Annotated in this window: 24 protein-coding genes; 13 read left to right on the top strand and 11 right to left on the bottom strand. The window is 70.7% G+C overall.

The features are described from left to right. Positions 1 to 39: 39 nt before the first annotated feature. Together ACFYSH_RS28060 and ACFYSH_RS28055 are read left to right on the top strand one after the other, a co-directional pair. The gene (locus ACFYSH_RS28060; protein WP_359473645.1) at positions 40 to 2553 is read left to right on the top strand and encodes a DUF3516 domain-containing protein; all 2514 of its coding nucleotides are present in this window, start codon (positions 40 to 42) and stop codon (positions 2551 to 2553) included. Positions 2554 to 2587: 34 nt separating this feature from the next. After that, a complete protein-coding gene (locus tag ACFYSH_RS28055) occupies positions 2588 to 3463 on the top strand; it encodes an acyl-CoA thioesterase II (RefSeq protein ID WP_359473642.1) in 876 nt (291 codons plus the stop codon). 46 nt (positions 3464 to 3509) lie between these two features. Here ACFYSH_RS28055 and ACFYSH_RS28050 read toward each other — a convergent pair whose 3' ends face one another. Continuing rightward, positions 3510 to 3737, bottom strand: coding sequence for a DUF6011 domain-containing protein (locus ACFYSH_RS28050; protein WP_359473639.1), 228 nt, complete (start codon positions 3735 to 3737; stop codon positions 3510 to 3512). Positions 3738 to 4096: 359 nt separating this feature from the next. Between ACFYSH_RS28050 and ACFYSH_RS28045 the strand changes: the two genes are divergently transcribed. Together ACFYSH_RS28045 and ACFYSH_RS28040 are read left to right on the top strand one after the other, a co-directional pair. Continuing rightward, positions 4097 to 4648, top strand: a complete 552-nt coding sequence (locus ACFYSH_RS28045; RefSeq protein WP_359473636.1) for a GNAT family N-acetyltransferase — start codon at positions 4097 to 4099, stop codon at positions 4646 to 4648. 31 nt (positions 4649 to 4679) lie between these two features. After that, complete coding sequence (locus ACFYSH_RS28040) at positions 4680 to 5168, top strand: glutathione peroxidase (protein WP_359473633.1); 489 nt, start codon at positions 4680 to 4682, stop codon at positions 5166 to 5168. A gap of 164 nt (positions 5169 to 5332) precedes the next feature. Here the strand turns inward: ACFYSH_RS28040 and ACFYSH_RS28035 are convergent, their stop codons facing one another. Then, positions 5333 to 6559 carry an acyl-CoA dehydrogenase family protein gene (locus ACFYSH_RS28035; RefSeq protein ID WP_359473630.1) on the bottom strand — a complete coding sequence of 409 codons (1227 nt, stop codon included), beginning with the start codon at positions 6557 to 6559 and terminating at the stop codon, positions 5333 to 5335. 174 nt (positions 6560 to 6733) lie between these two features. Here ACFYSH_RS28035 and ACFYSH_RS28030 point away from each other — a divergent pair, with 174 nt between their 5' ends. Next, positions 6734 to 7384: a TetR family transcriptional regulator gene (locus ACFYSH_RS28030; protein ID WP_359473627.1), complete on the top strand. Its 651-nt coding sequence runs from the start codon at positions 6734 to 6736 to the stop codon at positions 7382 to 7384. A 15-nt stretch (positions 7385 to 7399) separates the two neighbouring features. Here ACFYSH_RS28030 and def read toward each other — a convergent pair whose 3' ends face one another. Next, positions 7400 to 7951, bottom strand: coding sequence for a peptide deformylase (gene def, locus ACFYSH_RS28025; RefSeq protein WP_359473624.1), 552 nt, complete (start codon positions 7949 to 7951; stop codon positions 7400 to 7402). 114 nt (positions 7952 to 8065) lie between these two features. On the opposite strand from def, the gene ACFYSH_RS28020 reads away from it, so the two are divergent. From ACFYSH_RS28020 to ACFYSH_RS27990, 7 genes are all read left to right on the top strand, one after another. After that, complete coding sequence (locus ACFYSH_RS28020) at positions 8066 to 9304, top strand: MurT ligase domain-containing protein (RefSeq protein WP_359473621.1); 1239 nt, start codon at positions 8066 to 8068, stop codon at positions 9302 to 9304. 34 nt (positions 9305 to 9338) lie between these two features. Next, positions 9339 to 10067 (top strand): glutamine amidotransferase, encoded by a 729-nt coding sequence (locus ACFYSH_RS28015; RefSeq protein ID WP_359473618.1) that lies wholly within the window; start codon positions 9339 to 9341, stop codon positions 10065 to 10067. 199 nt (positions 10068 to 10266) lie between these two features. Continuing rightward, positions 10267 to 11292 (top strand): 6-phosphofructokinase, encoded by a 1026-nt coding sequence (locus ACFYSH_RS28010; protein ID WP_359473615.1) that lies wholly within the window; start codon positions 10267 to 10269, stop codon positions 11290 to 11292. Positions 11293 to 11403: 111 nt separating this feature from the next. Next, positions 11404 to 12354, top strand: a complete 951-nt coding sequence (locus tag ACFYSH_RS28005; protein ID WP_388756137.1) for a cytochrome c oxidase assembly protein — start codon at positions 11404 to 11406, stop codon at positions 12352 to 12354. A gap of 66 nt (positions 12355 to 12420) precedes the next feature. Continuing rightward, positions 12421 to 12579 (top strand): hypothetical protein, encoded by a 159-nt coding sequence (locus tag ACFYSH_RS28000; protein ID WP_351280882.1) that lies wholly within the window; start codon positions 12421 to 12423, stop codon positions 12577 to 12579. Positions 12580 to 12721: 142 nt separating this feature from the next. Further along, positions 12722 to 13150 (top strand): hypothetical protein, encoded by a 429-nt coding sequence (locus ACFYSH_RS27995; RefSeq protein ID WP_388756134.1) that lies wholly within the window; start codon positions 12722 to 12724, stop codon positions 13148 to 13150. Positions 13151 to 13338: 188 nt separating this feature from the next. Next, positions 13339 to 16689 (top strand): S8 family peptidase, encoded by a 3351-nt coding sequence (locus ACFYSH_RS27990; protein ID WP_359473605.1) that lies wholly within the window; start codon positions 13339 to 13341, stop codon positions 16687 to 16689. A gap of 74 nt (positions 16690 to 16763) precedes the next feature. On the opposite strand, the gene ACFYSH_RS27985 is transcribed toward ACFYSH_RS27990, so the two are convergent. From ACFYSH_RS27985 to ACFYSH_RS27975, 3 genes are read right to left on the bottom strand one after another with little or no spacing between them, the layout of a single operon-like run. Beyond that, positions 16764 to 17384: a hypothetical protein gene (locus tag ACFYSH_RS27985; RefSeq protein WP_359473602.1), complete on the bottom strand. Its 621-nt coding sequence runs from the start codon at positions 17382 to 17384 to the stop codon at positions 16764 to 16766. Continuing rightward, complete coding sequence (locus ACFYSH_RS27980; protein ID WP_359473599.1) at positions 17381 to 18853, bottom strand: HAMP domain-containing sensor histidine kinase; 1473 nt, start codon at positions 18851 to 18853, stop codon at positions 17381 to 17383. Before ACFYSH_RS27980 ends, ACFYSH_RS27985 begins: the two co-directional genes overlap by 4 nt. Before the next feature lie 2 nt (positions 18854 to 18855). Then, entirely contained in the window at positions 18856 to 19539 is a 684-nt protein-coding gene (locus tag ACFYSH_RS27975) for a response regulator transcription factor (protein ID WP_359473596.1), read from the bottom strand. A 458-nt stretch (positions 19540 to 19997) separates the two neighbouring features. Here ACFYSH_RS27975 and ACFYSH_RS27970 point away from each other — a divergent pair, with 458 nt between their 5' ends. Next, complete coding sequence (locus ACFYSH_RS27970; RefSeq protein ID WP_388756130.1) at positions 19998 to 20291, top strand: LLM class flavin-dependent oxidoreductase; 294 nt, start codon at positions 19998 to 20000, stop codon at positions 20289 to 20291. A 173-nt stretch (positions 20292 to 20464) separates the two neighbouring features. Here ACFYSH_RS27970 and ACFYSH_RS27965 read toward each other — a convergent pair whose 3' ends face one another. The 5 genes from ACFYSH_RS27965 to ACFYSH_RS27945 form a co-directional block, all read right to left on the bottom strand. Then, complete coding sequence (locus tag ACFYSH_RS27965) at positions 20465 to 21025, bottom strand: dienelactone hydrolase family protein (RefSeq protein ID WP_359473593.1); 561 nt, start codon at positions 21023 to 21025, stop codon at positions 20465 to 20467. 71 nt (positions 21026 to 21096) lie between these two features. Beyond that, on the bottom strand, positions 21097 to 21696 hold the full coding sequence (locus ACFYSH_RS27960; protein WP_388756126.1) for a sugar O-acetyltransferase: 600 nt from the start codon (positions 21694 to 21696) through the stop codon (positions 21097 to 21099). A gap of 115 nt (positions 21697 to 21811) precedes the next feature. After that, a complete protein-coding gene (locus ACFYSH_RS27955) occupies positions 21812 to 23062 on the bottom strand; it encodes a sigma-70 family RNA polymerase sigma factor (RefSeq protein ID WP_359473587.1) in 1251 nt (416 codons plus the stop codon). Beyond that, positions 23059 to 23760, bottom strand: coding sequence for a YciI family protein (locus ACFYSH_RS27950; protein ID WP_359473584.1), 702 nt, complete (start codon positions 23758 to 23760; stop codon positions 23059 to 23061). The genes ACFYSH_RS27955 and ACFYSH_RS27950 overlap by 4 nt, the downstream gene beginning before the upstream one ends. Positions 23761 to 23996: 236 nt before the next feature. Then, the gene (locus ACFYSH_RS27945; protein WP_388756122.1) at positions 23997 to 25199 is read right to left on the bottom strand and encodes a cytochrome P450; all 1203 of its coding nucleotides are present in this window, start codon (positions 25197 to 25199) and stop codon (positions 23997 to 23999) included. Positions 25200 to 25262 lie beyond the last annotated feature (63 nt).

The following is a 25262-nucleotide window of genomic DNA, read 5'->3' as shown; positions in this document are numbered from 1 at the left end:
GGTTCCCTCATCCGGGCAGGAGACAGGCAAGATGGGGGCGTGACCCTTATCGATCAGCTGCCCCCGACCGCCGACCCGGACGCCCTCTTCGAGGCCTTCTCGTCATGGACCGAATCGCAGGGCATCACCCTCTATCCGGCTCAGGAGGAGGCGCTGATCGAGGTGGTCTCCGGGGCGAACGTGATCCTTTCCACCCCCACCGGCTCCGGGAAGAGCCTGGTCGCGGCGGGTGCGCACTTCACGGCCCTGGCCCAGGACAAGGTCACCTTCTACACCGCGCCGATCAAGGCGCTGGTCTCGGAGAAGTTCTTCGACCTGTGCAAGCTCTTCGGTACGGAGAACGTCGGCATGCTGACCGGCGACGCGTCGGTCAACGCCGACGCACCGGTCATCTGCTGCACCGCCGAGGTGCTCGCCTCGATCGCGCTGCGTGACGGCAAGTACGCCGACATCGGCCAGGTCGTGATGGACGAGTTCCACTTCTACGCGGAACAGGATCGTGGCTGGGCCTGGCAGATCCCGATCCTGGAGCTGCCGCAGGCACAGTTCGTGCTGATGTCGGCGACGCTCGGCGATGTCTCGATGTTCGAGGAGGACCTGACGCGCCGTACCGGCCGTCCGACGTCCGTGGTGCGTTCCGCGACCCGGCCGGTGCCGCTGAGCTACGAGTACCGGCTGACGCCGATCACGGAGACGCTCACCGAGCTTCTGGACACCCGGCAGTCGCCCGTCTACATCGTGCACTTCACTCAGGCCGCGGCCGTCGAGCGGGCGCAGTCGCTGATGAGCATCAACATGTGCACGAAGGAGGAGAAGGAGAAGATCGCCGACCTGATCGGCAGCTTCCGCTTCACCACCAAGTTCGGCCAGAACCTGTCCCGCTACGTACGGCACGGGATCGGGGTGCACCACGCGGGCATGCTCCCCAAGTACCGCCGGCTCGTGGAGAAGCTCGCGCAGGCCGGTCTGCTGAAGGTCATCTGCGGGACGGACACGCTGGGCGTCGGTGTCAACGTGCCCATCCGTACGGTGCTGTTCACCGCCCTGACCAAATACGACGGGACCCGTGTGCGCACGCTGCGCGCCCGTGAGTTCCACCAGATCGCGGGCCGCGCCGGCCGGGCCGGGTTCGACACGGCGGGCTTCGTCGTCGCGCAGGCCCCCGAGCACGTCATCGAGAACGAGAAGGCCGTCAAGAAGGCGGGCGACGACCCCAAGAAGAAGCGCAAGGTGGTCCGCAAGAAGGCCCCCGAGGGCTTCGTCGCCTGGTCGGAGACGACGTTCGACAAGCTGATCCAGTCCGAACCCGAGCCGCTGACCTCCCGTTTCCGGGTGACGCACACGATGCTGCTGTCGGTGATCGCCCGCCCGGGCAACGCCTTCGCGGCGATGCGCCATCTGCTCGAGGACAACCACGAGCCGCGCCGGGCTCAGCTCCGGCACATCCGCCGGGCCATCGCGATCTACCGGTCGCTGCTCGACGGCGGTGTCGTGGAGCAGCTCGACACGCCCGACGCCGAGGGCCGGATCGTACGGCTCACCGTCGACCTCCAGCAGGACTTCGCCCTCAACCAGCCGCTGTCCACGTTCGCGCTGGCGGCCTTCGACCTGCTGGACGCCGAATCCCCTTCGTACGCCCTGGACATGGTCTCCGTCGTCGAGTCGACGCTCGACGACCCCCGGCAGATCCTGGCCGCTCAGCAGAACAAGGCCCGGGGTGAGGCCGTCGGGCAGATGAAGGCGGACGGTGTCGAGTACGAGGAGCGGATGGAGAGGCTCCAGGAGGTCACGTACCCGAAACCGCTGAGCGAGCTGCTCTGGCACGCCTACGACGTGTACCGCACGAGCCACCCGTGGGTCGGTGACCATCCCGTGTCGCCGAAGTCGGTGATCCGGGACATGTTCGAGCGGGCCATGACCTTCACGGAGTTCACTTCGAACTACGAGCTGGCCCGCACCGAGGGCATCGTGCTGCGCTATCTGGCGAGCGCGTACAAGGCGCTCGAGCACACCATCCCGGACGATCTGAAGTCCGAGGACCTGGAGGACCTGATCGCCTGGCTCGGCGAGATGGTGCGCCAGGTGGACTCCAGTCTGCTGGACGAGTGGGAGCAGCTGGCCAACCCCGAGGTGGAGACCGCCGAGCAGGCACAGGAGCGGGCCGACGAGGTCAAGCCGGTCACGGCCAACTCCCGTGCCTTCCGGGTCCTGGTGCGCAACGCGATGTTCCGCCGGGTGGAGCTGGCCGCGCTGGACCGTGTCCGGGACCTGGGTGAGCTGGACGCCGACGCGGGCTGGGACGAGGACGCGTGGGGCGAGGCGATGGACGACTACTGGGACGCGCACGAGGACCTGGGGACGGGCCCGGACGCGCGTGGCCCGAAGCTGCTGAAGATCGATGAGGACCCGGCGCACGGTCTGTGGCGGGTGTGGCAGGCCTTCGCCGACCCGGCGGGGGACCACGACTGGGGAATTCGTGCGGAGGTCGATCTCGCGGCCTCCGACGAGGAGGGCCGGGCCGTCGTCCGGGTCACGGCCGTGGGCCGGCTGTGACGGCGCACCGGCCAGGAGAGTGGAGAAGAACCGCATGAGGAACCCCGCCGACAGCCTGGTCGATCTGCTCGACCTGGAGCGGATCGAGGTCAACATCTTCCGTGGCCGCAGCCCCGACGAGTCCCTGCAACGGGTCTTCGGCGGGCAGGTCGCGGGCCAGGCGCTGGTCGCGGCCGGGCGCACCACGGACGGGGACCGTCCGGTGCACTCGCTGCACGCGTACTTCCTGCGGCCCGGCCGTCCCGGCGTGCCGATCGTGTACGACGTGGAGCGGGTGAGGGACGGCCGTTCCTTCACCACACGCCGGGTCACGGCCGTGCAGCAGGGCCGGACGATCTTCAATCTGACGGCGTCCTTCCACCGCCCGGAGGAGGCCGGCTTCGAGCACCAGCTCCCGCCGGCCCGCGTCGTACCGGATCCGGACGAGCTGCCGACGGTGGCCGACGAGGTGCGCGAGCACCTGGGCGGCCTGCCGGAGGCGCTGGAGCGGATGGCCCGGCGCCAGCCCTTCGACATCCGCTACGTCGACCGGCTGCGCTGGACGCGTGAGGAGATCGAGGACGCGGACCCGCGCAGCGCGGTGTGGATGCGCGCGGTCGGCCCGCTGGGCGACGACCCGCTCGTGCACACCTGCGCGCTGACGTACGCGAGTGACATGACGCTGCTGGACGCGGTACGGATCCCGGTCGAGCCGCTGTGGGGTCCGCGCGGCTTCGACATGGCCTCACTGGATCACGCCATGTGGTTCCACCGGCCGTTCCGGGCGGACGAGTGGTTCCTGTACGACCAGGAGTCACCGATCGCCACGGGCGGCCGTGGGCTGGCCAGGGGCCGGATCTACGACCGCCAGGGGCAGTTGCTGGTGTCGGTGGTGCAGGAAGGGCTGTTCCGTCGGCTGGACGGCGCGTAGCCGCGCGGCCGGGGCCCGGTCGGGTACCGGGCCCCGGCCGGGCCGGTCAGACGCCGGGCAGGGGGTCCTGGTCGACCTCGTGGCGGCGGGTACGGATGTCCGGCCCCGCAGGATGCAGCTTCGCGTCGCACGCGGGGCCGAGACCGGCCCGCCGTGACTCCGCGCCGGTGAGGGGACGTCCGCACAGGGCGCAGCGCACCGTCCGGTGGCGTGCCGGACGCTCCGGCTCGGCCGGCGGTTCGGGAAAACCGGGGAAGGGTTCGAGGGACTCCACGAAGCGATCCTCTCAAGCCGGTGCGGCGGACGGCGCCCGCAGCGGATCCGTGTCGGATCAGCGTCGTAGGGCTGGTCAGCTCTCCGACGAGTTGGCCGGACTCGGCGCGCCGCCTGGGCGTCGGCGTGGCACAGAGCGGTGCCTGGAGCTCGGTGGTGAGCCTTTCGGCACGTTCCGTCGGGGCAGCAGGGCCGCGGCAGCCCGATGGCGCCCGTCACGTCGTCGGACATGCATGCGTCGCCGAAGTCATGGATGGGGCCGGCCACCGCGTCGGGGACGGGACTCCGTGGTATCACCGTGTGGACCCCGGCGGGACACCACGGCCTGGCGGGGCCCCGACACCGAGGAGACCTGAGACCATGACCGAGATCGCCGCCGTGTCCGGCCCCGAGCTGGTCACGTACGCCGATGAGCTCGCCGCCCTGCTGATCGAGAGCGTGGAGGGCGGGGCCTCGGTCGGATTCCTCGCCTCGCTGGACCGGGCCGAGGCCGCCGCCTGGTGGCGGGAGCGGGCCGCAGCCGTGGAGGCGGGTGACCAGCAGGTCTGGATCGCCCGGGACGCCGAGCGGGTGGCGGGCACGATCGGCCTGGTGAGGGCGGCTCTGCCCAATGCCCGCCACCGCGCGGAGGTCGCCAAGCTCGTCGTCAGGCCCTCGGCACGCGGCCGGGGCGTCGGCCGGGCGCTCCTGACGGCCGTGGAACAGGCCGCTGCCGCGGAGGGGCTGACGCTGCTGGTCCTGGACACCGAGACGGGAAGCGACGCCGAGCGGCTCTACCGCTCGGCGGGATGGACCCCGTGCGGCTCCATCCCGGACTACGCCGCGAACCCCTTGGGCACCCTGAAGGCGACATCGCTGTACTACAAGGCGCTCGGCCCCCGGGATGTCTCCCCGGAAAGGACGGCACAATGAGGGCGACGCCACGCTACCGAGGAGTTCCCGCATGACGCTGCACGACATCCCCCTCCGCTCCCTCGCCGGCGAACCGACCACACTGGGAGCCTACGAGGGCTCGGCCGTCCTCGTGGTGAACGTCGCCTCCAAGTGCGGGCTCACTCCGCAGTACGCCGGCCTGGAGAAGCTGCAGAAGGAGTACGGGGACCGGGGTTTCACCGTGCTCGGGGTGCCCTGCAACCAGTTCGCCGGCCAGGAGCCGGGCACCGCCGAGGAGATCCGGACGTTCTGCTCGACGACGTACGGAGTCAGCTTCCCGCTGCTGGAGAAGACCGACGTCAACGGTGAGAACAGGCACCCGTTGTACGCGGAGCTGACGAAGCTCGACGACGCCGAGGGTACGGCCGGGGACGTCCAGTGGAATTTCGAGAAGTTCCTGATCTCCCCGGCCGGTGAGCCGGTCGCCCGGATCCGCCCCGGCACCGAGCCCGAGGCGCCCGAGGTCGTGGCGCTCATCGAGTCGCAGCTTCCCCGGTAGGGGACGCAGGGCCGGACCGGTGGACGAGACACGTGGTCCGGCCCTGATGCCCTGACACGGCACACAACGTGCCGTGTCGGCCGAGGTCCGCCCCGTCACGGCGCCCGGCACTCCCTCTCGCCGCGACGCCGCTCCCTGACCGGCACACCCTGGCCGACGCGCGACTAGCGGATGGGCATCCCCGACAGGGTGCGGGCGATGACCAGGCGCTGGATCTCGCTCGTGCCTTCGAAGATGGTGTAGATCGCCGCGTCCCGGTGCATCCGCTCGACCGGGTACTCACGGGTGAAGCCGTTGCCTCCGAGGATCTGCACGGCCTGGGCGGTGACCGTCTTCGCCGTCTCGCTCGCGTAGAGCTTCGACATCGAGCCCTCGGCCGCCGTGAAGGGCTTGCCGGCGCTCGCCATCCAGGAGGCGCGCCAGACGAGCAGCCGCGCGGCGTCGATCTGCGTACGCATGTCGGCCAGTTGGAAGGCGATGCCCTGGTTGTCGATGATCGGGCGGCCGAACTGGGTCCGCGTCTTCGCGTAGTCGAGAGCGACCTCGTAGGCGGCGCGGGCGGTGCCGACCGCCATCGCGCCGACGGCCGGACGGGACGCCTCGAAGGTCGCCATGGCGGCGTTCTTCACACGTTCGCCGCCGGACCTGGCGCGCTCGCGGGCCCGGGCGAGGCGCTCGTCGAGCTTCTCCTTGCCGCCGAGCAGGCAGTGCCCGGGGACGCGGACGTCCTCGAGGACGACCTCGGCCGTGTGAGAGGCGCGGATGCCGTGCTTCTTGAACTTCTGCCCCTGCGACAGACCGGGGGTGGCCGGCGGGACGATGAAGGAGGCGTGGCCCTTCGAGCCCAGCTCGGGGTCCACGACGGCGACGACGACGTGGACGTTGGCTATACCGCCGTTGGTCGCCCAGGTCTTGGTGCCGTTGAGCACCCACTCGTCCTTGGCCTCGTCGTAGACGGCACGCGTCCGCATCGAGGCCACGTCCGAGCCGGCGTCGGGCTCGGAGGAGCAGAAGGCGGCGACCTTCACGTCCGACGCGTCGCCGTACATCTGGGGGATCCAGGTGCCGATCTGCTCCTCGGTGCCGTTGGCGAGGACGCCGACGGCCGCCAGGCCCGTACCGACGATCGACAGGGCGATGCCCGCGTCGCCCCAGAAGAGCTCCTCCATGGCCATGGGGATGCCGAGGCCCGTGGGGTCGAAGAACTGCTGGGCGTAGAAGTCGAGGGAGTAGATCCCTACCTTGGCCGCCTCCTGGATGACGGGCCAGGGCGTCTCCTCACGCTCGTCCCACTCCGAAGCGGCCGGCCGGATCACCTCGGCGGCGAATCCGTGCAGCCAGTCACGGACCTGCTTCTGGTCGTCGTTGAGCTCGAGCGTGAACTCGGCCATGGTTCCCTCCATGCACTTCCGGATAAACCGTTACTAGCGGTAACAACAGTCTGTTACCAGCAAGTAGCCCCTGTCAACCGCTCACCTGCGGATCCGCGCATGTCGGAGCAGGGTGTTACGTTGCCCGGGCGTGACGAGATCGCAGGACAGCCGGGTGGGGTGGGAGAGTACGACATGGAGACCACACGAGGGGCCGAACGGCAGCGCACAGCAGCCGAACGCCGCCGTCGGGAGCTGCTGGAAGCCGCGGACCGAGTGGTGCTCAGGGACGGCCCGAAGGCGTCGATGAACGCGATCGCCTCGGAGGCCGGGATCACCAAGCCCATCCTCTACCGGCACTTCGGCGACAAGGGCGGGCTCTACCGCGCGCTGGCCAAACGGCACACCGATGCCCTGCTGAGCGCGCTGCGGGCCGCGCTCGACGCACCTTCCGAGCGGCGCGAACGGGTCGAGTCGACGCTGGACACCTACCTGGCGGCGATCGAGGCGCGTCCGCAGGTGTACCGCTTCCTGATGCACCCGTCCGACGACGCGGCCCCCACGCCCGAGCAGGGCTTCGACGTCGGACGGCACTCGGCACCACTGCTGCGCCGCCTCGGTGAGGAGCTGGGCAAGGTGATCGCGGAGCGGGTCGATCTCGGCCCGGACAGTGAGCAGGTCGCCCGGATCTGGGGCCACGGCATCGTCGGCATGATGCACGCGGCGGGTGACTGGTGGCTCGGTGACCGCCCGTGTTCGCGCGAGCAGCTGGTACGCAGCCTCGCCGACCTGCTGTGGGGCAGGCTGGCCGAAGCGGGCGACCTGCCAGGGGGCCCGGGGTTCTGAGTCACCCCTGCCGGCTCAGCCGGCGGCCGTACGCCCCCATGGCGCCCGCCGGGCCGCCCGCAGCGTCCTGGCACGGCGCAGCCCCGTCAGCCGGTCCGGGTAGACCAGGCCGTCGAGGTGGTCGCACTCGTGCTGCAGACAGCGGGCGAACCAGCCGGTGCCGGCGATCCGCACCGGCTCCCCGGTCACGGTCCGGCCCTCCACCACCGCGCGGTCGAAGCGAGGGGTGCCCGCTTCCAGCCCCGGAAGTGAAAGGCACCCCTCCGGTCCGCGTACGGTGATCCCGTCGGCCTCGACGAGTACGGGGTTGACGAGATGGCCGAGGTGTCGGACCTCGTCGTCGTCCGGGCAGTCGTAGACGAACACCTTCAGCGGCACGCCGATCTGGTTCGCGGCGAGCCCGACGCCGTTCGCGGCGTACATGGTGGCGAACATGTCGTCGACCAGGCGGGCGAGCGACGGCCCGAAGTCCGTGACGTCGTCGCAGGGGCCGTGCAGTGCCGGGGCGCCGAACAGGCTCAAGGCACGAACGCGTCCGGAACTGCCGGGGATCGGGCGGTTTCGCATGGGGAGAAGCGTACGTTCCACGTGACCTCCACGTTCCGCGCGGTGCCGAGGTGCGGTCGTCGCGCCGGACATCGATAGGCTGGGCGCGGACTTACGCAAGGAGGATCTAGGACGATGGCAGGCAACACGGAGCCGTTGTCGCCGCGGGCCAAGCTCGCCGTGACGGCGGGCAAGGCCGCGGCGGCGGTGTCGCGCGCTGCGGGGCGCGGCAGCGGATCGGTGATCGGCGGCCGGGTGGCGCTCAAGCTCGACCCCGACCTGCTCGGGCGGCTGGCGCAGCACCTGGACGTGATCCTCGTGTCCGCGACGAACGGCAAGACGACCACCACCCGGCTGATCGCCGAGGCACTCCGGGCCGCCGGGCCCGTCGTGTCGAACGCGCTCGGAGCCAACATGCCCGCGGGGATCACTTCCGCGCTGGCCGGCGGCTCGGACGCGCAGTACGGCGTGATCGAGGTCGACGAGAAGTATCTCGCCGGCGTGGCACGCGACACGACGCCGAAGGTGATCGCGCTGCTCAACCTCTCGCGCGACCAGCTGGACCGCGCCGCGGAGACCCGGATGATGGCGGAGCAGTGGCGGGAGGGCCTGTCGGGCTCCAAGGCCGTGATCGTGGCCAACGCCGACGACCCGCTGATCGTCTGGGCGGCGTCCTCCTCCCCCAACGTGGTGTGGGTGGCGGCCGGGCAGGCCTGGAAGGACGACGCCTGGTCGTGCCCGTCCTGCGGTGGTGTGATGCAGCGCCCCGGTGACGACTGGTTCTGCGGCGAGTGCGGCTTCCGCCGCCCCGCTCCGAGCTGGGCACTGAACGGCGACTACGTCCTGGACCCGCACGGTTCCGCGTGGCCGATCCACCTCCAGCTGCCGGGGCGGGCCAACAAGGCCAACGCCACCAGCTCGGCCGCCGTGGCCGCGGTCTTCGGCGTGCCGCCGCAGGTGGCCCTGGAGCGGATGTACCAGGTGCAGGCCGTGGCAGGCCGTTACGACGTCGTCAGCTTCCTCGGCCGTGAGCTCCGGCTCCTGCTGGCGAAGAACCCGGCGGGCTGGCTCGAAACGTTTTCCCTGATCGATCCGCCGCCCACTCCGGTGATCCTCTCGGTGAACGCCCGCGGCGCCGACGGCACGGACACCTCCTGGCTGTGGGACGTCGACTACACCCAGCTCTACGGCCACCCGATCTTCGTGCTCGGTGACCGCAAGCTGGACCTCGCGGTCCGGCTCGAGGTGGCCGGACTCGACTTCCGTGTCTGCGAGAACCTGGACGAGGCCGTCCAGATGGCTCCGCCCGGCCGTATCGAGGTCATCGCGAACTACACCGCCTTCCAGGATCTGCGCCGTCGTGTCGGCAACTGACCCCCGCGCGGGCACCCCCCGGAGAGGACGAAGCATGAGCAACAACGGCCTGCGGCTGGTGTGGGTCTACCCCGACCTCCTCAGCACCTACGGCGACCAGGGCAACGCCCTGGTGGTGGAGCGCCGGGCACGCCAGCGCGGTCTCGACGTGTCGCGCGTGGACGTGCGCAGCGACCAGCCCGTCCCGACGTCGGGCGACATCTATCTGATCGGTGGCGGTGAGGACCGGCCGCAGCGGCTCGCAGCGGAGCGGCTGCGCCGTGACGGTGGACTGAGCAGGGCGGCGTCGAACGGCGCGATCATCTTCTCGGTCTGCGCGGGCTACCAGATCCTCGGCCACGAGTTCATCAACGACCTCGGCGAGCGCGAGGCCGGCCTCGGGCTGCTCGATGTCGTCTCGACCCGGGGTGAGGGTGCCCGGTGCGTCGGCGACGTGCTCGGGGACATCGACCCGAACCTGGGCCTGCCGCCCCTGACCGGCTTCGAGAACCACCAGGGCATCACCCATCTCGGCCCGGCGGCACGCCCGTTCGCGCGGGTGCGGCTGGGCCAGGGCAACGGCACGGGTGACGGTACGGAGGGGGCGTACAACGACACCGTCTTCGGCACGTACATGCACGGGCCGGTCCTCGCGCGTAACCCGCTGATCGCGGACCTGCTGCTGAAGCTGGCCCTCGACGTGAACGCGCTGCCGCCGTGCGACGACCGGTGGTACGAGGCGCTGCGCGCCGAGCGGATCGCCTCGGCGACCCAGCCCGCCTGACGCGTTTCGCCCGCACCTCCCGATACGGACCGGCCCTTCGCGAAGGGCCGGTCCGTACGTGTGCGGCCGGTGTACATCCGGTGGACGTCCAGCAGTCGGACAGTGGGTTCGGTACCGACACCCCACGCCGGTAGGGTGGCGGGGATCCAACCGGACGACGTGGTCCGGCGTCGGCCCACGTTGCAAAGGTTCCCGGGCAATGCGAATTGGTGTGCTCACCTCCGGTGGCGACTGCCCCGGCCTCAACGCCGTCATCCGTTCCGTCGTGCACCGCGCCGTTGTCGACCACGACGACGAGGTCATCGGATTCCACGACGGTTGGCGGGGTCTCCTCGAGTGCGACTACCGCAAGCTCGACCTCGACGCGGTCGGCGGCATCCTGGCCCGCGGTGGCACGATCCTCGGTTCCTCCCGTGTCCAGCCCGCGCATCTGCGTGACGGCGTGGAGCGCGCGAAGGGCCATGTCGCCGATCTCGGCCTCGACGCGATCATCCCGATCGGGGGCGAGGGCACGCTGAAGGCCGCCAACCTGCTCTCCGAGGCGGGTCTGCCCATCGTCGGTGTGCCCAAGACCATCGACAACGACATCGCCTCCACGGATGTGACCTTCGGCTTCGACACGGCCGTCGGGGTCGCGACCGAGGCGCTGGACCGGCTGAAGACGACGGCCGAGTCGCACCAGCGGGTGCTGATCGTCGAGGTCATGGGGCGGCACACCGGCTGGATCGCGCTGCACTCGGGCATGGCGGCCGGAGCTCACGCCATCGTCGTACCCGAGCGGCCTTTCGACATCGACGAGCTGACCGCGCTGGTCGGCCGGCGCTTCTCGGACGGCAAGAAGTTCGCGATCGTCGTCGTGGCGGAGGGAGCCAAGCCCCGGGAAGGCTCCATGGAGTTCAACCAGGGCAAGAAGGACATCTACGGCCACGAGCGCTTCGCCGGCGTGGCGACGCAGCTGTCCGGCGAGCTGGAGCAGCGTCTCGGCAAGGAGGCCCGCCCGGTCATCCTCGGCCATGTGCAGCGCGGTGGCACCCCGACCGCGTACGACCGCGTCCTGGCCACCCGCTTCGGCTGGCACGCGGTGGAGGCCGCTCACCGCGGCGAGTTCGGCATGATGACGGCGCTGCGCGGCACGGACATCACGATGGTTCCGCTGGCGGCGGCCGTGGAGACCCTCAAGACGGTCCCGGCCGAGCGTTACGCCGAGGCGCAGGTCGTGCTCTGACGGTCACCACACCCCGTGAACCGCCCCCGGCCGCACCAGCGGCCGGGGGCGGTTCTAGTCTGGACCGGACAACCGGCACGAAACGGGGACGTCCCCAGCGGGAGTGAACAGATGGATCACAGCGGGCACGGCATGAACACGGATCTGCCGCCGTTCACGCTGGGACGCGGGCTCGAATTCTCCGCGGACCCGTTCTTCCTCGTCGGCTGCCTCGCCGCACTCGCCCTGTACGGCTACGGAGTCGCACGGCTGCGCAGCCGGGGCGACGGCTGGCCGGTGAACCGGGTCGTGTTCTTCGTCGTCGGCGTCCTGTCGATCGCCCTGGTGATGTGTACGGGGCTCAACGACTACGGCATGGTCATGTTCAGCGTGCACATGGTGCAGCACATGGTGATCAGCATGGTGTCGCCGATCCTGCTGCTGCTGGGCGCGCCGGTGACGCTGGCACTGCGTGCCCTGCCGGTGGCGGGGCGGGGCCGTACGGGTCCGCGCGAGCTGCTGCTCAAGCTGCTCCACAGCCGCTACATGAAGATCATCACGCACCCGGTGTTCACGATCCCGCTCTTCATCGCCAGCCTGTACGGGCTGTACTTCACGCCGCTGTTCGACTTCCTGATGGGATCGAAGACGGGCCACATCGCGATGATGGTCCACTTCCTGTCGGTCGGCCTGGTGTTCTTCTGGCCGATCATGGGCGTCGACCCCGGTCCCCACCGGCCCGGTTACGTGATGCGCATGCTGGAGCTGTTCGCGGGCATGCCGTTCCACGCGTTCTTCGGGATCGCGCTCATGATGGCGAGCCAGCCGATGGTGAAGGCGTACGAGAGTCCTCCGGCCTCGCTCGGTATCGACGCCCTGAGCGACCAGTCGGCGGCCGGGGGCATCGCCTGGGCGTTCAGCGAGATCCCGTCCGTGCTGGTGCTGATCGCGCTGGTCTTCCAGTGGTACCGCTCCGAACAGCGGACGGCCAAGCGTTCCGACCGGGCCGCCGACCGGGACGGCGATCAGGAGTTGAAGGCGTACAACGCCTACCTCGCCTCGCTGCAGACCCGCGGACAGTAGCGGTGGGCGCCCTTGAGGGGTGACCATGGCTGCAACGGCCGTCGGCCGGGTGAGGAGCGTGTGCTCATGCCTGGATCCACGAAAACCATGGGAGTGCTCACCGTCGGCGCGCTGGTCGCGGTGACGGCGTACACGGTGGCGCTGGGGAGCAACGGCTGGCTCTGGTTCGGCTGGGTGATCCTGGGGCTCGCCACGCTGGGGATGGTCGCCACCCGCGACACCTGAGGTGGTCACAGGGTGGGCGGAGCCCCCGGGGGGCCTCCCTGGTCGCCGAGCGGCAGGCCCGCCTGTCCCGACCGAAAGGAACGGACATCGCGGGCATCCAGGTCGCGTTGTACACGCTGGTGAAGGCGGAGTGGACGGAGGCGTGCCGGTAGACCGCCTCCGGGACCACGGTGTCCGAGGTGCCGAGCAGTGGGGTGGCTGCGCGGGGGGCGGACTGAGCAGTACGTCGAACACGCCGAACGTCGCACCGACCTCCCAGCCGCCCGGCCGTCATCCTCCACACCTCGGCACCTCGGGCCGCCCGAAGGGCGCTGTGCACACGCACGGCAACCTGCCGGCCGTCGTCGAGTACCACCGTAGGAGCGGGGGGCCTCACCCCGGCCTCGGTCAGGAGGTCGCCGCCGTGGCGGTGGTGCTCGCCGCCGGCTCGACGGCCACCGAGGGGGTGCTGCTTGAGCACGCGACGGGCGAACTCGCCTCCTTCGAGGTGCCCCAGCGGTGGCGGCTGACCACCGACGAGCTGCCGCGCAACGCGACCGGCAAGGTGATCCGCCACGGGGTACGCGTCTGACGCACGGGTGTGCGCGGGCCCTCCCGGCTGCGCCCGGTCACTCCGAACGGCTGTTACACAACGATCATTGAGTGCGTCCGAGCGACCCCGGAATACTTCAGAACTCCGGGGATCGCACACTCATCCGAATGTGCCCCCGTGCGGGCCGGGCCTTCGCCCGCCCGATCCACTCCTGAGCAGGGGCAATCTTGCGTAAACGATCAACGAAGGCGCATGCCGCCGTCGCTGCGGCCGCCATCGTCCTGACGGCGGGCATGACCGGACCGGCATCGGCGGGGACCATCGGTCCGGACACCGCGCTTCCGGTCACCGCCGAGGACTTGAGGGCGGCCGGCAAGGCTGTGCACACCGTCACCTTGATCACCGGCGACCGGGTCCTCGTGGACTCCCGTGGCCGGGTCGGCGGCATCCAGCGGGCCAAGGGCCGGGAGGACATTCCCTTCTTCACTGAGACCTACAACGGCCGTACCCATGTGGTCCCGCGTGACGCCCGGCGGCTGATCGCCGACGGCACACTGGACCGGCGGCTGTTCGACATCACCGGACTCGCCGAACCGGCGAGCCGCAAGGCTCACCGGGCCGGGCTGAAGGTGATCGTCGGCTACCGGGGACCGGCGGCCGAGTCCGCCCGCGCCGAGGTGCGGTCATCCGACGGCACCACCGTTCGCCGGACTCTGTCGGCCCTCCACGCCGACGCCGTCACCACCGCCGCTGCCGGTACCGCTGACGGCACGGGCTCGCTGTGGAACGCCCTGACCCGTCACCAGGACGACGGTTCGGCGGCCAGGACCTCCGGCATCGCCCAGATCTGGCTGGACGGCGTTCGGAAGGCGTCGCTCGACCACAGCACCGGCCAGATCGGTGCTCCGGCGGCCTGGGCCCGCTCGTACGACGGCGCCGGTGTGAAGATCGCCGTCGTGGACACCGGGATCGACGCCACCCACCCCGACCTGGCCGGCCGGGTGGTGGCGGAGAAGAACTTCAGCGGCTCCCCGGACGCCCGGGACCGCGTCGGACACGGCACGCATGTGGCCTCCACCGCGGCCGGTACGGGGGCGAAGGACGCCCGGTTCAAGGGCGTGGCGCCCGCAGCCCGGTTGATCAACGCCAAGGTGCTCGACGACCATGGCGTCGGTGACGACTCGAGCATTCTCGCGGGTGTCGACTGGGCCGTCGCCCAGGGTGCCGACATCGTCAACATGAGCCTGGGCAGCCCTGACACCCAGGGGATCGACCCGCTGGAAGCGCAGGTCGAGACGATCTCCGCCGAGAAGGGTGTCCTTTTCGCGATAGCCGCCGGCAACAGCGGTCCGGGGCGGGGTACCGTCGCATCGCCGGGAAGCGCCGACGCGGCCCTGACGGTCGGCGCTGTCGACGACGACGACCGGATGGCCGACTTCTCCAGCGTCGGGCCCCGCACCGGGGACGGCGCGGTCAAGCCCGACATCACCGCGCCCGGCGTGGAGATCACGGCGGCCGCTGCGGCCGGCACCTCGGACCAGAACCCTCCCGGATACATCGGTCTGAGCGGCACATCGATGGCGACCCCGCACGTCGCGGGTGCGGCTGCGATCCTCAAGCAGAAGAATCCCACCTGGACGGGCGCCCAGATCAAGGCCGTCCTGACAGGATCAGCCAAGGACGTCTCCCACTCGGTCTTCCAACAGGGCGCGGGCCGGCTGGCCGTCGACGACGCGATCGACCAGACGGTCGTCTCCGAACCGGGTGCGATCAGCCTGGAGACCCAGCAGTGGCCCCACACCGATGACAGACCCGTCACCGAGAAGGTGACGTACCGGAACAACGGCACCGCCGACGTGACGCTGGACCTGTCGCTGGCGGCGCCCACCGGCGGGGACGGACAGGCCGCCCCTGCCGGGTTCTTCACCCTCGGGACGCAGCGGATCACGGTTCCGGCAGGCGGCGACGCCTCCGTGGACCTGACGGCCGACACCCGGCTCGGCGGCACGGTCGACGGCTCGTACTCGGCCACGGTCGTCGCGTCCGGCGGCGGCCGGACGGTGCGCACCCCGGCAGCGGTGGAGCGTGAGAGCGAGTCGTACGACGTCACGTTCAAGGCCGTCGGACGGGACGGCGCGGCCGGCACCGACTGGCAGGCCGACCTGAAGGGCTACGGCGGGTCCGCCGCGGGCAAGCGGTTCTTCCCGGATCTGTCGTCGGGCTCCGCCACGGTCCGGCTGCCGCGCGGTACCTACAGCCTCGCCGCCGACATGCTGGCCGATCCCGCGGCCCCGGGCAAGGGCGCCGATCTGATCACCAATCCGCAGCTCGCGGTGACCGGTCCCACCACGGTCACCCTTGACGCCCGGACCACCCGGCCGGTGACCTTCAAGGTGCCGGACGCGGCCGCCCGCCCCACGCGCGCCGGAATGATGTACACCCTGAGCACGCCCGAGATCTTCATCATCGAGGGGCGCGACTTCAGCAGTTTCGACAACCTGCGCACCGCGTACCAGGGCCCCGCGCTGGACGACGGCGCCCTTGCCCAGCAGTGGTCCGCGCACTGGGAGCGGGGCACCACCGAATACAACGTCCTCACCGGCGGACCGGTCCAGAAGCTGGCCACCGGCTACAGCAAGACCTACACGACCAAGGACATGGCCCTGGTGAAGGCGAGGATCGGGTCGTCCGTTCCCGGCCTCGAGGGTGCCCTCGCCGCGAACGGTCTCCTCGACTACGGGGGCGGCGTCGATGCCCTGTACTCCGTGCAGTCGGCACCGGGAACCCGCAACGTGTATCTGTCCACGGCCGACGGGGCCGTCTGGAACATCGCCGCGGGTGTCCTGGGTGAGACGGACCCGGCGGGCTACCGGCGCCTGGACTCGGCGTTCCAGCTAGACGAGCCGCAGCGGTTCAAGGCGGGCGCGACGTACACCGAGACCTTCAATGTCGGGGTCCTGGGGCCGCGGATGAGCGCGAACGACGGGATCGTACGGGACGGCGACGACATCTACGGCGCGTTGCCGCTTGTCAGTGACGGGGCGGGCCATGCCGGGTTCGCCGCATACTCGGACGCGAGCACCACCATCCACCGCAACGGCGAACTGCTCACGCGGAAGGACACCGCCATCGATCAGGAGTCCTTCACGCTGCCGTCGGATTCCGCCGCGTACACGGTGGCGACGACGGTCCACCGGAACCCGGCGTTCAACCGCACCGGGACCCGGATCGACGCCTCGTGGACCTTCGACTCGGCCCGCACCGAGAGCCCGACCGCCCTCCCGGTCTCCACGGTCCGTTTCCTGCCGCAACTCGCCTTGGACTCCACGGTCCCGGCGGGCGGCAAGCAGACCATCCCGGTCGAGGTGCAGGGCGCGGCGGCCGGCGCCGGTCTGAAGACCCTGCGCGTCCTGGTGTCGTACGACGACACGACGTGGCTGCCCGTGCCGGTCACGGCGGACAGGATCACGGTGCGCGCCCCGGAGAAGGACAGGGCGATCTCGCTGAAGGCCGTTGTCACCGACACGGATGACAACCGGTCGACGGTCACGATCCACAACGCCTTCTTCGGCAGGTGAGCTGAGCAGAGCGGCCCGCCGGAACGGGGATCCCGGCGGGCCGCAGCCGTCCGTGCGGGTCCGGAAGCCACGGTTCAGCGTGCCGGGACCGCAACCGGGCGGACGGGGCAGTCGGCCGGAGCCAGGCGCCCCTCCTGCCCGACCAGGCTCACAGACACGGCCCCCTGCGCATGCGCCGCGTACGCGGCCGTGCAGACGAGCTGGTCGCGGGCGGGGGCGGTCAGGTGCGCCACCGGCAGACGCAACTCGACCTCGACGGTGCGCTCGCCCTTCACGATCCGGTCCGTGGCGGATGCGGTACGGGGCAGCGAAGGAGCATTGTGGAACCCGGCCCGCCGTTCGGCTTCGTCAGGCCCGGCGAGCAGGGCGGTGACGGCCGCACGCGGCGAGGTCCCCTCCTTCACCGGGAGCGGGTCCCGGCGGGCCGGCGGGTCGTCCGCGCCGACGACGCCCGCGCTGCCGCTCCCCCCTGGTGTGTCGACGGTCCTCGGCACCGGCAGCAGCTCGTTCTCCGAGGAGTAGAAGAACAGCAGGACACGTCCCTCACGTGGCGGAAGCAGATCGGCGACAGCCGGGCTGCCCGCCTCGATCACGGCTGTCTCCTGGATACCGCAGCTGACGAGCGGGCCCGCGGCGAGCACCGTCAGCGCGGCGAGCCGGACCGCTCGACAGGCACGGGAAGCCGGCTTCCTCACGCGGTGGCCTCCGTCCGGTCGCGGCTGTCCGGCGCGGACGCGGGCCCGCCGAAGGGGAGTTCCACAGTGAACAGCGCGCCTCCACCGGGCGCGTTCTCCGCGCGGATCGTGCCGCCGTGCAGCTGTACGTTCTCGTCGGTGATCGCCAGCCCGAGGCCGCTGCCCGATGAGCGGGAACGTGCGGCGTCCGCCTTGTAGAAACGGTCGAAGATGTGCGGCATCGCGTCCGGCGGGATCCCGGGGCCACTGTCGTGCACCTCGGTGATCAGCACACCTCCGCGTGCCGACAGCCGCACGGTGACCGGTTCGGCCCCGTGACGCAGGGCGTTGCCGACCAGGTTGGCCACGATGACGTCGAAGCGGCGCGGGTCGAGGCGGATGCGTAAGCCGACGGGCAGCTCCGCGTGGACCCGGCCGAGCCACTGCCTGCCGGACAGGGTGCTGCGTACGGCCTCCGCCGCGTCCACCTCGTCGGCGTTGAGCTCCACCACGCGGGCGTCGAAGCGGGAGATCTCCATCAGATCCTCCACCAGTACGGCCAGTTTGCCGGTCTCGGCGCTGATCAGGCGCACTGCTCGGGCGGTGTCGGGGTCGAGTGTCCCGGCGTCCTCGTCCACCACGTCCGTGACGGCGAGCATGCCGGCGAGTGGGGTGCGCAACTCGTGCGAGACGTCCGAGGCGAAGCGCCGGGCCCGCGCCCCGGCGTCCCGCAGCTCCTCCACGGAGCGTTCGAGGCGGGCTGCCGACTCGTTGAACGTCCTGGCCAGGTCGGCCATCTCGTCCCGTCCGTGTACCGGGATACGCGTGTCGAGCTGTCCGCCCCCCATGGAGTGCGCGGCACGCCGCAGTGCGCGGACGGGGCGCAGTACGCTGCGCGCCGCGAGGAGTGCGGGCACCAGTGCCACGGCCAGCCCCGGCAGCGCGCCGTCGCGGGCAGCGGTCACCAGCGCGCCGATGTCCGACTCCTCATTCGTCATGGCCATGACGGCGAAGAGAACCAGGCCACTCGGCACCGCGTCGCCGCCGGCGACGACCCGGGTCATCACCGGCATCCCGATCGTCAGGTACGCGCTCCCGTCCTTGACGACCCGCTCGAAGCTCCCGTGCGGCGACGTGTGCGCGGTGCGGCGGAGCTCCGCGGTCAGAACGCCGGAGACGGGCCGGTCGCCCGAGGACGCGCGCAACGAGCCGTACTCGGCGAAGACGATCCACGGATGGGGCTGGGCACGCGCCGCGATGTCGTAGAGGTACCACCGCAGCGAATCCGGGTCCAGGGGCAGGCTGGGGACGAACTGCTCGACCTCCTCGCGGAAGGAGGCGACGGCCGTGTCCTGCGCACGCACGAGGACCGCGCTGCGCGCCTCCCGATAGGTCAGCGCGGCGGTGGTGGCAGCGCTGACCGCGGCCACCAGCAGGAACGCGATCACGAGCCGGGTGCGCAGCCCGAACGCGGCGGTCACTCCGGACATCTTCACAGCGGGCCGAAGCGGTAGCCGAAGCCCCGCACGGTCTGGATGTACCGAGGATCGCGGGACGGATCTTCGATCTTGGTGCGCAGCCGGCGCACACAGGCGTCCACCAGACGCACGTCGTCGTGGTAACTGTGCTCCCAGACGTCCGTCAGGAGCCGCTGTCGGCTGAAGACCTGCTCCGGCTCCGCGGACAGGTGCAGCAACAGCTTCAGCTCTGAGGGTGCGAGGGCGACGCGGTCGCCCGACTTGAGGACGGTGTAACCGGCGCGGTCGATGTCGAGTCCGCCGTGGTGCTCGACTGCGGGCCGCACGTCGACCGGGCCTTCGATGCGGCGCAGTACGGCACGTATGCGGGCCTCGATGACCTCGGTCCGGGCGGGCTTGACGATGTAGTCGTCCGCACCCACCTCCAGACCGACGACGATGTCGACGTCGTCGCCGCGCGCGGTCAGCATGATGATCGGCATCTGGCTGGTCTCACGTACCCGGCGACACACCTGGACGCCGCTCATGGCGGGCAGCATGAGGTCGAGCAGCAGGAGGTCGGGGCCGAAGGCGACCAGTGCCTCCAGACCGTCCTCGCCGGTCGCGGCGGCGAGGACCTCGTGTCCACGCCGGCGCAGCCCGAGCTCGACGCCCTCGCGCACGGAGGGGTCGTCTTCGACGAGGAGGACGCGTGGCATGGCGGTGTCTCCGGGGCCGTGGGAAGGGAAAGTCGTCAATGGTGCGGTGACCGCTGGGCTCGGACGGACCGGAGGCCGGAATGACGGCGTCCTCGATCTGCCCGCACCTCACCGGTCAGCCGGCGCCTGCGTGAGCAGTACCGGTGCTGATCCGCCCGTCGCAGGCGCCCGTGCACGACCACCCGGCGTCGTCCCGGCGCCCGGGCCCGCGGCGTCCTCCGGTCAGAGGCTTGAGGTGTCGCCGGGGCATCGTCGTACTCCAGGAAGTGAGACAGCGGTGAATACTCATACTCCCAGGCGTACGCCGGTCCGGTGACAGGAGGTCAGACGCGTCTCCTCTCCAGCGTATCCCTCAGAAGTCCGCGGGTCCGCGCAGGGACGCTCTGTCAGGACGGAACGCGAGGGCCGGCGGCCATCCAAGGTCTCCCGCCCGGCAGGCGCAGGCCCCGTCCCGGTGGGTGGTGAGCCGCAGCCGGTGCGCCGGGAGGTGCCCGGGTCCCGCTGAACAACGCGGCGCACCGGACCCGCAGCGCCGGTGGGACCTACTGGGGTGCTCGCCTCCTTCGGCTATCGCGGTGCGGGACCGGGTGCCGTGGTGGATCGGGGGCCGCACCCCACGTTCGCTGCGCCGGGCGCTGCCGCACGGCGACGGCTGGATGCCGTTCGGGCTGCCGCTGGAGCGGCTGGGTGAGATGTCGGTGCGGCTTCGAGGTGGTGCTGAGCGCGGGCCGCCCGCTGGACCCGTCCCATGAAGCGGAGGGTACGTCGACGGCGTCGCGGAAGGTGTCCGAGTCGGGTGCGACGCTGGTCAGCGTGTCGCTGACGGCTTGTTTCACTCGCGGCCGACGAGGAAGATCTTGTCGCACGCGTCCGCAGCGGCCCATGGCCCACTGCACATCCGCATCGATCACTTACGGACGGCCAGTCACCCGAGGAAGTCCAGCGCGCGGTTCCAGGTCAGCTCCGCAGCAACCGGGTTGTGGTCGGGATGCTCGAAGTCGGTGTAGAAATGGCCGACACCCGGATAGCGGAAAATCTCGAGACGGATGTGCTTCTCCGTCGCCGCTCGACGGAGTGCGGCCATGTTCTCGGGCAGTGCGAAGTCGTCAGGTTCTGCCACGTGCATCTGCATTCTGAGACCCGGGCGCGCGGAGGCGGGGAGGGCGACGGTGGCGTGCAGAAGGAGGACGCCGCCGGTCTCCGGGCGCTCGGGCCAAAGCTCGGCGACGACGCCTGCGCCCATGGAGAGGCCGGTGAGTACGGTCCCGTCCGGCATACCGCTGAGGCTCTGTCGGGCGCGATGGACCACCGTTTCCCACCCGATGCGTTCGACCAGCCGGAACCCTCCCCCCACAGTGGCTGCGGTCTCGCGGCCGAAGAGGTCGGGCGTGACGACCTCATGTCCGGCGCGTCGCAGTCGCTCGGCGGCGAGAAGTTCGACCGGGCGCAGTCCGAGAACTGAGTGGAACAACGCGACACTCACCATGGCTTCCTCCTCCCCGCAGCACTGCGCAGCGCTGCAACCGTCCGACGCGACGGTGGCCGCGCTGACCTGACCTACGTTCCGGCACGTGTGGCGAGGTCCTCGTCCGTGATGGGTCGCACCACCCGGCATGGCGTCCCGAACGCGACACTCATCGGAGGGATGCTGCGGCTGACGACGCTGCCGGCTCCGATGACCGACCCGTAGCCGATCCGTACGCCGGGCAGGATCACCGCGTTGCTGCCGATCCACACGTTGTCCTCGATCACGATCGGTTCGGAGAACCGCCCGAAGTCCTCGCGTCGCGAGGGGTGCACCGGGTGCCCTGTCGTGGTCAGAGTCACGCTGGGAGCGATCATGACGTCGTTGCCTATACGAATGTCCACGTCATCGACGAAAGTCACGTTCACGTTTCCGAAGAAGTCGTCACCTATGTGGACGTTGCTGCCGAACGCGGCGTGGAACGGTGCGAGCAGCACCGTGCGTTCGCCGACGGATCCGAAGATCTCCACGAGTAGCGACCGGCGTCTCTCCGTTTCGCCCGGCGGTGTTCGGTTGTAGTCGAAGATGTGATCCGTGCGGCGGCAGGGGGCCAGGAAGGCCGCTTCGGACTCTGTGTAGACGAGCCCCCTGGCAACCCGGTCGAGAATGTCTTCGTGGTCGTCATCACTCACAGCGAAACGTTCCCTTCATCTGATTCTGCGGGCAGGCCCCGGACGCCCCCCGTCGAGGCAGCGTCCGGAGATCACGTGCGGGGAGAAGCCACCGTGAAGGCAGGCTGAGCAGGTCTCAGGGGCGGCTGCCGGTTACGGTAGGTGAGGTTCCCAGCTCGGCGGCCCGCGCCGCGTACTCCCGGGCGATCGCACCGTTCGGGGCGACGTTGATCGCCAGCCGGTACGCCTCCGCGGCCTCGCGGGTACGACCGAGGCGGCGCAGCGCGTCCGCGCGGACGGCGGGCAGGGCGTGGTTGCCGTCCAGCTCCTTCGGCGTTCCCAGCGCGTCGACGGCAGCCAGCTGGGCTCGTGGGCCGTCGCGCATGCCGAGAGCGACCGCACGGTTGAGCGCCACGACCGGGTTCGTACGGAGGGCGAGGAGACGATCGTACAGAGCCACGATCGCCCCCCAGTCGGTCGCGGCGGCGACCGGGGCGAGGGCGTGCTGCGCGGCGATCGCCGCTTGGAGCGCGTAAGGGCCGCCCGCCGCGACCGCCTCGCGCGCAAGGGCCTCTCCCTCGGCGACGAGGGCGTGGTCCCATCGTGTCCGGTCCTGGTGTTCCAGCGTGACCAGCCCGCCGTCCGCGTCGAGCCGGGCGGCACGTCTGGAATGCTGGAGCAGAAGCAGTCCGAGCAACCCTCGCGCTTCCGGCTCGTCCGGTGCCTCGGCCGCGACGAGCCGGGCGAGCCTGATGGCCTCCTCGGCCAGGCGGTCGCGGGTCGTCTTTCCGGCGCTGGGCGCGTACCCCTCGGTGAACACGAGGTAGATGACGGCGAGAACTCCGTCCAGCCGTGCAGCACGCGCGCCCGGAGGCGGCACCCTGTAAGGGATTCCTGCCGCCGCGATCTTGCGTTTGGCGCGCAGGATCCGCTGCGACACGGTGTCCTCGCCGACCAGGAAGGCGCGGGCGATCTCACGCGTGGTGAGGCCGCCGACCGCCCGGAGGGTCAGTGCCACCCGGGATTCAAGAGGGAGCGCCGGGTGGCAGCAGGTGAACACCAGCCGCAGCCTCTCATCTCCGGGCGGCCGCAGTTCACGGACCGCCTCGATCGCGGCGACCTCGGCGAGCTTCCCTCGCTCGGCCGTTCGACGACGCAGCGCGTCGAGGGCGCGGTGCCGGGCGGTGGTCACCAACCACGCCCCCGGCTTGCGCGGCACGCCGTCACGCTCCCAGGCCGGCAGGGCGCGGGCGAACGCCTCCTGCGCACAGTCCTCGGCCAACTCCCAGTCGCCGGTCAGGCGCACGATCGTGCCGAAGACCACGCCCCACTCGCCCCGGTACGTCTCGGCGAGCGCCGCCCGCACCTCCGCCGGCCCGGCCTTCACGAGAAGTCGGTCCAGAACTCACGCAGTTCGACGATCCCGGACCGCGCCATGGGACAGCGGGAGAGGTAGTCGATCGCTTCCTCCCCCACGCCGTCGATGAACACGATGCCGGACACCCACTCCGGCACGTCCACGTACGCCCCGTCCGTGACCAGCAGCTCCCCTCCGCGGCGGCGCACGAGGGTGGCGTCCTGGACGGGACGCAGGTGCCAGCCGCCGAGGTAGCGGCCGGAAGCGAGACCGTCGCGGACCCACTCGGCCACTGCGGCGGGGTCGGGCGTGAAGGAAGGCGCGCTGGGGTCCGTCCGCAGGATGCCGAGGAAGCGGGAGGCGGGCGTGCCACCCGTGTGCGGGAGGTTCTCGGTACCCGGCCCGAGATCGAGCGGTGCAACCGGCCGGATCTCGATGCGTCCGCCGGTCGCCATCGGGTGCGAGGCAGCGACCTCGATCGCCTCGTCGAGGTCGGCGGCCTCCAAGAGGTCGTAGCCGGCGATCCACTCGGTCGTCTCGGCGAACGGGCCGTCAGTGACCAGCACACGGTCTCCTCGGACGCGCAGTGTCCTGGTCTCGGCGACCGGCTTGAGCGGCATCCCCTCCACACGGACGCCGCGATCGCTCCACTTGTCGACCCAGGCCCCCGGGTTCTCGTCGGTCGACTCTCCAGTGGGGTCGGTGGCGACGAACAACACGTACTTCATGACCGTTCTCCTTCCGGACGTTTCATGAGGACGACGAAGGGCCTCTGCCGAATCCGACAGTGCGGCGAAGATTACGCCGACATGATTCCCTCTCGCATCGGTGCGGCACACCCTCCCCCGGGCCGAAGAAGCGGCAGGCATGGACGGGACTGACCGGTGGCCTGGTGGATCACCATGCCGAGCAGGCGGCCGGTCATACCGTTCGGGTACGGGGCCGACTCCGGGGGACGGTGCGGCTACCAGGTGACGGCCAGGCCGCGCGGGCTGCGTGAGGTGCTTCCCGTGCGCCACTCGACGCTGTCCGGGTCCTGGGCCAGCCGGAGCCCCGGGAGGCGGGACGCGAGCCTGTGCAGGCCGGTGCGCAGTTCCGTACGGGCCAGCCAGGCGCCCAGGCAGTAGTGCGCGCCCGCGCCGAAGGCCAGGGTCGGCGCCGGGAGCGGGCGGAACAGGTCGTCGAGGCGGGCGTGCGCGAAGACGGCCGGGTCGCGGTTGGCCATGCCACAGTCCGCGACCACGACCGCACCGGCCGGGATCGTCACGTCGCCGACGTCGAGATCGGCCGAGGCGTACCGGGCCGTGCCCCGGTCGTCCCCCAGCGGAACGAGGTGGAGCAGCCGGTCGGCGGCGGTGCCCGCCGCCTCCTCGTCCGCGCCCAGCCGGGCCCATGTCTCAGGGCGTTCCCCGAGGAGGTAGAGGAGGCAGTTGCCGAGCATCGTCATGGTGCTGTCATGGCCGCCGACGACAAGTCCACAGACCAGGCTGACCAGTTGTGCTTCAGGGATTTCGTCCTCCTCTTCGGCGGCCGACCGGACCAAGCCGCTGATCAGGTCGTCGCCGGGGTTGCGCCGCCGCTCCTCCAGCAGCCTGCCGCCGAAGGCACTGAACTCCGCCAGGGCCGACTCGACGTCTCGGTCGGCGTGCGAGCCGTCGGAGAAGGCGTGTTCGCTCCAGTGCCGCATCCGTTCCTGGGACGTCCCGTCGAGTCCCATCAGCCGGCTGATGACCGCCACCGGCAACGGGCGGGTGTACGCCGCCACGATGTCCACGGGGCGGCCGGCCGTGGCCAGACGGTCCAGCAGCTCTTCGACGATCGCGGTGATCCACGGCTGCCAGCCGGCCACGGCCCGCGGAGTGAACGCCTTGCGCAGGGTGCGCCGGAGCCGCAGATGGCCGGGGCCGTCCTGGTTGAACATCAGGTCCGGGTCGTTCACGATCTCGGGCACGCCGGTGAGCGCGGGTGCCTCGGGCGCGTACAGCTCGGCGCGGCCGAAGCGGGGGTCGGAGAGCACCTGACGCACGTCGGCGTACCTGCTGACCAGCCAGGCCACGGAACCGTCCGGCTGTACGAAGGTGCGGGGCGGACCGGGCTCGTCGAAGTGCAGGCGGTGCAGGGGGACCTGGGCGTCCGTGGGGAGGCCGGGGGGTGGGGTGCTGGTCAACGGTGCCTCCAGGGCCATGGGGGTGTGCCGTTCGACGTACGGGTCGGGAGCGGGCAGAGGCGG

This window comes from Streptomyces sp. NPDC005791, from assembly GCF_042871485.1.
Taxonomy (GTDB): Bacteria; Actinomycetota; Actinomycetes; order Streptomycetales; family Streptomycetaceae; genus Streptomyces.
This window is presented reverse-complemented; position numbering and strand designations above follow the sequence as displayed.